The 8,124-nt window shown below is 46.1% G+C and carries 10 protein-coding genes; all 10 read right to left on the bottom strand.

What is annotated here, in order from left to right; genetic code table 11:
• Positions 1-607, bottom strand: a 607-nt coding sequence (gene scpB / locus AOQ29_RS05890) for an SMC-Scp complex subunit ScpB (protein ID WP_061993569.1), incomplete at its 3' end; no start/stop codon positions are given.
• A complete protein-coding gene (locus tag AOQ29_RS05885; RefSeq protein ID WP_275936588.1) occupies positions 591-1,331 on the bottom strand; it encodes a segregation and condensation protein A in 741 nt (246 codons plus the stop codon). The genes scpB and AOQ29_RS05885, both read right to left, overlap by 17 nt.
• Position 1,332: 1 nt before the next feature.
• Positions 1,333-1,710: a hypothetical protein gene (locus AOQ29_RS05880; protein ID WP_061993567.1), complete on the bottom strand. Its 378-nt coding sequence runs from the start codon at positions 1,708-1,710 to the stop codon at positions 1,333-1,335.
• A gap of 24 nt (positions 1,711-1,734) precedes the next feature.
• Positions 1,735-2,622 carry a site-specific tyrosine recombinase XerD gene (gene xerD / locus AOQ29_RS05875; RefSeq protein ID WP_061993566.1) on the bottom strand — a complete coding sequence of 296 codons (888 nt, stop codon included), beginning with the start codon at positions 2,620-2,622 and terminating at the stop codon, positions 1,735-1,737.
• A 3-nt stretch (positions 2,623-2,625) separates the two neighbouring features.
• Positions 2,626-3,510 (bottom strand): CvfB family protein, encoded by an 885-nt coding sequence (locus AOQ29_RS05870; RefSeq protein ID WP_061993565.1) that lies wholly within the window; start codon positions 3,508-3,510, stop codon positions 2,626-2,628.
• An 88-nt stretch (positions 3,511-3,598) separates the two neighbouring features.
• Positions 3,599-4,045 carry a GatB/YqeY domain-containing protein gene (locus AOQ29_RS05865; protein WP_061993564.1) on the bottom strand — a complete coding sequence of 149 codons (447 nt, stop codon included), beginning with the start codon at positions 4,043-4,045 and terminating at the stop codon, positions 3,599-3,601.
• Positions 4,046-4,139: 94 nt separating this feature from the next.
• Positions 4,140-4,328, bottom strand: a complete 189-nt coding sequence (gene rpsU, locus AOQ29_RS05860) for a 30S ribosomal protein S21 (protein WP_047974532.1) — start codon at positions 4,326-4,328, stop codon at positions 4,140-4,142.
• Positions 4,329-4,549: 221 nt separating this feature from the next.
• The gene (locus tag AOQ29_RS05855) at positions 4,550-5,221 is read right to left on the bottom strand and encodes a type 1 glutamine amidotransferase (protein ID WP_061993563.1); all 672 of its coding nucleotides are present in this window, start codon (positions 5,219-5,221) and stop codon (positions 4,550-4,552) included.
• A 244-nt stretch (positions 5,222-5,465) separates the two neighbouring features.
• Entirely contained in the window at positions 5,466-6,332 is an 867-nt protein-coding gene (locus tag AOQ29_RS05850; protein WP_114675001.1) for a YitT family protein, read from the bottom strand.
• A gap of 230 nt (positions 6,333-6,562) precedes the next feature.
• Positions 6,563-8,124: aspartate--tRNA ligase (gene aspS, locus AOQ29_RS05845; RefSeq protein ID WP_061993562.1), on the bottom strand; the 1,562-nt coding region annotated here is incomplete at its 5' end.

Genomic DNA, 8,124 nt, shown 5'->3' with positions numbered 1-8,124 from the left:
GCTCGGATGTTTCTTCTTCGGCCACAGCATCCCCCTGATCATCAATTTGATCAAAGAGTGCAACTTCGGCCTGGCTTTCAGCTGTTAAGGTTAATTCGTCCACGTTAGGCAATTCCGGTAGGTCAGCTAGTGTTTTTAAACCAAAATAATCCAAAAAGTCGGCCGACGTTCCATACAAAATTGGTCGTCCTACATCCTCTTTTCGACCAACAGCTTCAATCAGTTGGTGTAACATGAGTTTTTGGATTGTTCCCGCTGACCGAACGCCCCGGATGTGGTCAATTTCTACCCGGGTAATTGGTTGCTCATAGGCAATAATCACGAGAGTTTCTAATTGAGGTTGGGTTAATTTACTATTAACTGGCAAATTAAAGTATGATGATACTAATTTTCCGTATTCCGGCCGAGTTACCAAGACAAAGTGACCATCAGATGACCGTAACATTAGTGGCGAACCAATCTTGATCAGTTCAGTTGCCAAGTCACCAATCAAATCCGGAATCACTTCCTTGTCGGTATTCAAAATTTTAGCTAACTCTACGGCTGTTAGGCCGTCTTCTCCAGCTACAAACAGTAAGGCTTCAACGTCTTTAATGATTTGATTCATGGTCCACCACTTTAATTAAAATTTGTTCAGTTAAATCGGCTTGCCAAAGGGTAATTTCCCCGGCCTTAGTAATTTCTAGAAGTCCTAAAAAGGTCATCACGAGTTGGTCGACTTGGTCAATGTGGTCAAAGAGAGCCGAAAATGGTAGCGATTCCTCTTTACCGAGTGTCTGCAACCGATCGTGAATTGTCGCGATTCCGTCAGCAATTGTAAACGAATCCGAGGCAACCTGACGAATCCGAGGGGCCAAATCACGTTTACGAGCTAAAACATTATCAAAGGCCAACTGTAAATCAATCAGGGTCAAACCAGGTGCTAATTCCAACACCTGGTCTTCATGGGCTTGGCTATCTGCTACGGCCGGACGAACATAGGATTGAAGATCCGCCTCTTGCCGGTCATGAAAGAAGCCAGTTGCTTGTTGAAACCGTTGATAAACCAAAAGACGGTTAATTAATTCTTCTTTGGGATCAAGTTCTTCAAAATCATCATCGGCATCTTCTTCAACCGGAGCCTTTGGCAATAAATCCGTCGACTTAAGATGGATTAATTTGGCGGCCATAACGAGATACTCGGCTGCCACATCCAACTGCATGGCTTGTTGGTCGTGAATAAAGCTCAAATACTGCTTAGTCACTTCCGCAATCGGCAATTGAAAGATATCCATCTCATGCTTTTTAATCAAATGCAAAAGCAAGTCTAAGGGACCTTCAAAATCGGTAATCTTAATTGTAAGACTTGGGCTTGGAATAGTGTTTTCTCCACTTATCGATATTAGTTTGTGTATCTAAACTTCCCATCACAACTTTTTCAGGGAATCGTTCCTGCAATTCAGTTAAAATTTGAGCATTCGTTGCTTTTTTAGGTGCTCCAGGTGTGACAATCAAATGGCGAACAACAATCACCTCATCGTTATAATCTTGATAACCAATCAGTCCCTTAACATCATCTTGACCCGCTGGCTGCCAGAACAGCAAATGAAAACTTTCTCGGTTATACAAAGACAGAACCAAGTTCAAATGTGCTAAGTCTTTTAACTCTGGTACGAGGGAAAAAAGGCCCATTACTGTTTTTTCGTCATCAGACCTTGTGGGAATTAACATAATCGTTCGCTCCTTTACCTGAACTTAAGCACGAGGGTGGTATCGGTCATAGACCTGACTCAACCGTTTTTTGGAAATATGGGTATAAATCTGTGTCGTTGAAATGTCAGCGTGGCCCAATAATTCTTGGACAATCCTTAAGTCCGCCCCATTTTCTAAAATATGGGTGGCAAATGAATGCCGAAGAGTATGGGGAGAAACATCTTTTTCAATGCCAGCCTGGACAACCAACTTTTTGATTAGCTGCCAGACTCCCTGTCGTGAGAGTGACCGACCATGGTCGTTAACAAAGAGCGTGGCCGTTCTTTGTTCCTTGACCAAGACAGGCCGGGATTCCGCTAGGTAGCGGTCAATCCAATCAACCGCCACTTCACCAATTGGAATAATCCGTTCCTTATCGCCCTTTCCCAGGGTTTGAATCAAACCTAGGTCTAAATGCAGGTCTTCCATTTTCAGATTAATCAACTCGGAAACCCGAAGTCCGGTCGCATACAAAACCTCTAAGAGGGCCCGTGTCCGAATTCCTAAGGGTGTTGTGAGGTCCGGTTGGTCTAAAAGCCGGTCAACTTCCTCAACAGTTAGAACCGCCGGGAGGTGCTGGGCTTTTTTCGGTGGCTTGATGTTTAACATCGGGTCATGGGCGACCAGGCCCTCGGTCTTCAAATAGGCAAAACACTTTCGTAAGGTTGTTACCATCCGGGCAATCGAGGTATTGGCCCGGTGTTCTTGCCGAAGTTCGTTTAAATAGGCCAAAATCAACAAATGGTCGACCTGTTGCCAAGTTTTTTCATTTTTGGCCAAAAAGGCACAGAAGGCTAATAAATCTTGCCGGTAGGCCGTGATTGTATTTTTAGAAAGACCGCGTTCAACTTGAACGTAGTTTAAATAATCAGCCATCACGTCCGGTAACATTTACTAGTCCTTCTGGCCTTCCGCCGTCAACTCGATTCCACCTTCGACCTGAGTAATCAACCGTTCCTTGTACAACCGGCCCAAAGCTCGCTTAAATTGCGACTTTGAGAAGCCAAACTGAGCCTTGATAGCTTCAGGGTCTGACTTATCGTTAAATGGCAGGAAGTGATCAGCCTTACGTTGGAGTTGGATCAACAAGAATTGCGCATCATCGTCCATCAACTTGTAAGCCAAAGGCTTCAATGACAAATTAACAGTGCCGCGGTCGTTGACTCCCAAAACCCGGGCAGTCACAACTTCACCCAACCGGGGTTCGTTTTCCCGTTGTGATGGGTGGATGAAGCCGAGTTGGTAGTCTTCGGTCAAAACCAAAGTTCCAACCAACTTATTCCGGTAAACGGTGGCCTTGATTTGGTCACCCTTCTTGATGCCGGCACCAAGCTTGGCTTGGCGAGAAACAGCCTGAATGATGTCTTGCTGGGCTAACTTACCCCAGAGACGGTCTTTGTTGTCTTCCTTAATGGAAAGCAACAACTTGTCGCCTGTCTTAGGCCATAGTTCCGTCATCGTTGGCAAATCATCCAAAGAAACCACAAGGTCCTTGTTTGGCAAACCGATGTTAACGAAGGTTCCCAAATCATGACGAGAAGTCACAACGGTTCCCCAGGCATATTGGTCCTTTTGCACGTCAGGGACGTTCTTCGTGATTTGCAAGCGGTGTTGGTCGTTGGTGTAGGCAAAGCCTGTCACCAATCCCCCGAGCTTTAAGGGTTTCTCCAACTCGCTCTTGTTGATTTCGTATGTTAGCCCGTCTACTTGGGCAAAAAAGTACTGATCATTTTCATCAGTGACTGTTGCTTTAATGACTTGTCCAAGACTTGTATCCATGGTGTATCCTTTTCTTCTTACTGCTAAAGGAGCACGATTACTCCCACATTTCTATGTATGAACCAGTTTTTTAAACCAGTTCTTGGCCTTACTTGGCGAGGGCTTGCTTGACTTCGTTAGCGACAACCTTACCGTCGGCGCGTCCCTTAGTTTGGCCGGTCACGATACCCATGACCTTACCCATATCGGCTGGGCTTGTTGCTCCAGTCTTTTCGATTGCTGCAGCGACAATGGCCTTGATCTCATCTTCAGACAATTGGGCTGGCAAGTACTTAGCCAAAACATCCAATTCAGCTTGTGTTGCTTCGGCTAAATCGTCACGGTTACCGGCCTTAAATTCAGCGATTGAGTCACGGCGTTGCTTGACTTCGCGTGACAAAACAGCCAATTCTTCATCTTCAGTCAAATCGTGACCGAGGTTGATTTGTTCGTTCATCACGGCTGACTTAATTTGACGGACAACACCCAAAGTGGCCTTGTCCTTTGCCTTCATGGCTGCCTTCATGTCGGCTTGTACTTGTTCTAATAAGCTCATCAATTTTCTCCTTTGGAAATATCAGATTAACTATTACTAGTCTACCACGCCACCAAATAAAAAACGCCACCAAAAGTGACGTTTTTTGGCCGAATTAACGGTTCTTCTTCTTCTTGTTGCGCTTACGTGCAGCTTCAGACTTCAACTTGCGTTCAACTGAGGGCTTAACGTAGAATTCGCGCTTGCGGTATTCTTGGAGAGTACCGTCCTTTGAAACACCACGCTTGAAACGGCGCAATGCGTCATCCAAAGATTCATTCTTACGAACAATAACCTTTGCCATGTCGATCCCCTCCTTCCTCGCATTTTACTTCGTATATAACGATATGCATTAAAGACCTGTATATTATCTCAAGAATTTGAATTGATGTCAATAGCAATGTAACAAAAATATCCGTCACGGACTCCCAATAAACTGGTCTAAAACCAGGACGGTAACAATAACTGTCATCACCTTCTATCTAATGAAACAAGGTGATTTTTAAAGAGCTTTTTACTATAAAATCAAAGTCCCTCTACTAGAAAATCTAAAATAGTAAACATAACCCCTTCATTTTCGGCTGGCACCCCAGCATCGATGATGGCTTGAGCACTTTGACCAAGGACCGACCCCTCAATATAGGGAAAGTCATTCACGACCATCTCTCGAACGTTGTCCGCCTGGGGTTCAAAATGAAACTGGAGACCAACAACCCGGTGGCCCAGAACAAAGCCTTGGTTTTTAACCGCATCACTGGCAAAGAGTAAGTCCGCTTCTGCCGGTAGCTCAAACATGTCCTCGTGCCAATGGAGGGCCGTTAATTGGTCAGGCAAACCTGGAATAGCCGTCGTTTGCCGATAAACCGGGGCCCAACCAACTTCTTTAGCTGGCGCCTTTAAGACCCGGTAGCCCAAGACCTTGGCAATCATTTGGGCCCCATAACAGGCACCAAAGATTGGCACGTCGCGGTCTAAGAGTTCTTGGACAAGTCCACGTTCGGCTTCAATCCAAGGCAAATTGTCGTTAGGACTGATTGGTCCGCCTAAGATTACCAAGAAATCCGTTTCATCAGCGGTTGGCAAGTAGCCAAACTGATAAGGATGGTAAATAAAGACTTCGTGGCCATGGCTTTTCGCCCAGGTTTGAATGGAACCCGGGCCTTCGTTGGGTGTGTGTTGCAGGATATTTACGCGCATCAAAAAACCTTTCTGCACTCGATGAGTACCAACGGCAATTTGATATGGGTTTCGCCTGCATCTGCCCTGATTAGCCCCTAGTATAGCAAAATGTCTAAAAATTTCAAATTAGCCTGGCAAATCCACCCGACTCTTCCCCGGCCAAATAAAAAAAACAAAGAACTGGCACCGCCTTGGTCAATTAACCAAGCCAGCACCAATCCTTTGGATAGCGTTTCAGTATTTAATTTGTTAAAGGTAGACCTTATGGTTCTGGTTCGTAGAACCGGCCACCCGTATGTTCAACCTTTGATTCAGAGTAAAAGGCGTTCGGGTCGACCTCTTTAATGGCCTGGCGCAGTTCTGGTAATTCGTGTTGGGTCACAACAGTCAAGATGATTGACCGATCACGACCGGTATAACCACCGTGAGCAGAATCGATAATTGTCACGCCTCGCCGCATCTTGTTTTGGATGCGGTCCGTCATTTCTTCCGGCTTGTTGGTCACAATCATTTCTTGGATTTGTTGCTGGTGGGTATAGAAGATATCGATAAAGTGGGCTGAAATCACGACCCCAATAATCGAATAGAGGGCGGCTTGCCAACCATAGGTCAAGCCAGCACCAATCATGATGACCGCGTTAAAGGCCAGGTTAACTGACCCAACTTTCATCCGGAAGAAGTGTTTGAACTCCATCCCGATGATATCCAGGCCTCCGGTTCCGACTCCAACTCGCAAGGCGGTACCAACGGCCATCCCGTTCAATCCCCCACCAAAGATGGCGTTAATCAAGGGATCGGGCGTTAAAACGGTTTTTGTGGCAAACATCGGCACGAAGGCCGCTGAAAGCAAAACCGCCATGGCCGTGAAGACGGCGAAGCGCTTGGATAAGGTGAACCAAGCTAAAATCAAAAGTGGCAAATTAACGAAGGCAATCCCCCAGGCCACATTCAACTTGCCGCCAGTCAGGCTGGCAATCAGCTGGGCCAAACCGGTAAAACCAGACGAGTAAACGTGGCCTGGTAACCAAAAATAGTTCAGCGCGAGCGAGAGCATGATGGCGTAAAATAAGGCGCCACCAACTTGGTGTAAGTAGTAGTGATCTAAGTTTTTTCCGATTTTCCGTATCATTAGATTTTGTTAGGTCAACTAAGAACAAATTATCCTTAATCCCTAACCCTTTTGACCAACTTTAAAGCCTGGTCCTTAGCTTAGTGACTCGGACCCGTCACAATATACATACATTTTAACAAGATTAGAAAATTTTTGGGAATTAATTTGCCTAAAAATCTTATAAAACGCGGTTAAAAACTAGTAAAAAAAGGCCTCAGCCTTGTGCTGAAGCCTTTTTCCTTCGTTTTTTACTTTTCTGTATCAATTCCTGGAACTTCAAGGCCCAATTCATTCAATTGCGTTTCCGCAACCCGAGTTGGTGCTTCTGTCATTGGTTCAGTGGCCTTTGAGTTCTTCGGGAAGGCAATTACTTCACGAATGTTCTCTTGACCGGCCAACAACATGGCCAAACGGTCCAAACCAAGGGCGATTCCACCCATTGGAGGGAAACCGTATTCCATTCCTTCTAACAAGAAACCAAAGGCTTCGTTAGCGGCTTCCTTGGTAAAGCCAAGGGCCTTCAACATCTTTTCTTGGATGTCAGTCCGGTGGATACGGATTGATCCTGAACCCAATTCGTAACCGTTCAAGACCAAGTCATAAGACTGGGCATGGGCTTGGTGAGGGTCTTCCCCTTCATCCAAGTAGTGCAAGTCTTCTTCGTTTGGCATCGTGAATGGATGGTGGGCTGCAATCCAACGGTCAAAGTCTTCTGAGTATTCGAACAATGGCCAATCAACGATCCAGGCAAAGCGCCATGGGTTTTCTTGGTCCACCAAGTCCAAATCAGTCGCTGTCTGACGACGCAAGGCATCCAATGAGGCCGCAACCACGTCAGTCCGACCAGCACCGAAGAGCAACAAGTCGCCTGGCTTAGCTTCGGCTTGGGCAATCAAGGCTTGGCCAGCTTCTTCTGGGAAGAACTTGGCGATTGGGCCGTTCAAGCCTTCGTCAGTCACCTTCAACCAAGCCAAGCCCTTGGCACCGAATCGTTCGATATATTGACCCATCTTGTCAATATCCTTACGTGAGTAGTGGTCGGCTCCACCAGGAACGGCGATAGCCTTCACAACCCCACCGTCCTTAACAGCGTTAGCGAAGACACCGAAAGCTGAATCCTTAACAGTTTCAGACAAGTCCTTAATTTCGTATGGAATCCGCAAGTCAGGCTTGTCAGTTCCAAAACGGTCCATTGATTCTTGCCAAGTCAAGGTAACGATTTGGTTAACATCCAAATCAAAATCAACGACATCCTTCATGATTTGCTTAACCCAACGGCCAACCAATTCTTGGATTTCAGCCGCTGACATGAATGATGTTTCCAGGTCCAACTGCGTAAATTCAGGTTGACGGTCACCACGCAAGTCTTCGTCACGGAAACAACGGGCGATTTGGAAGTAACGGTCAAAGCCAGCTCCCATCAACAATTGCTTAAACAACTGTGGTGATTGTGGCAAGGCATAGAATGATCCTGGGTAGACACGTGAAGGCACCAAGTAATCGCGGGCCCCTTCTGGCGTTGATTTGGCCAAGTATGGTGTTTCAATGTTGATAAAGTCGTTGTTGTCCATAAAGTTAGTAGCAGAAGCCATCAACTTTGAGCGGACACGCAAGTTCTTTTGCATTTCGGGACGGCGCAAGTCCAAGTAGCGGTACTGGAGCTTCAATTCTTCCCCAGCGTTCACACCGTCTTCGATATCAAAGACTGGCGTCTTGGCTTCGGCCAAGACTTCGGCCTTCGTGACTTTAACTTCGATGTTTCCAGACTTAATTTTCTTGTTTTCTTGACCAGCAGCCCGGGCAACAACTT

The sequence above is a fragment of the Fructobacillus ficulneus genome, assembly GCF_001047075.2.
Lineage (GTDB): Bacteria > Bacillota > Bacilli > Lactobacillales > Lactobacillaceae > Fructobacillus > Fructobacillus ficulneus.
Note: the sequence above shows the minus strand (reverse complement) of the source record. Positions and strands in the feature narration are given on the sequence as shown.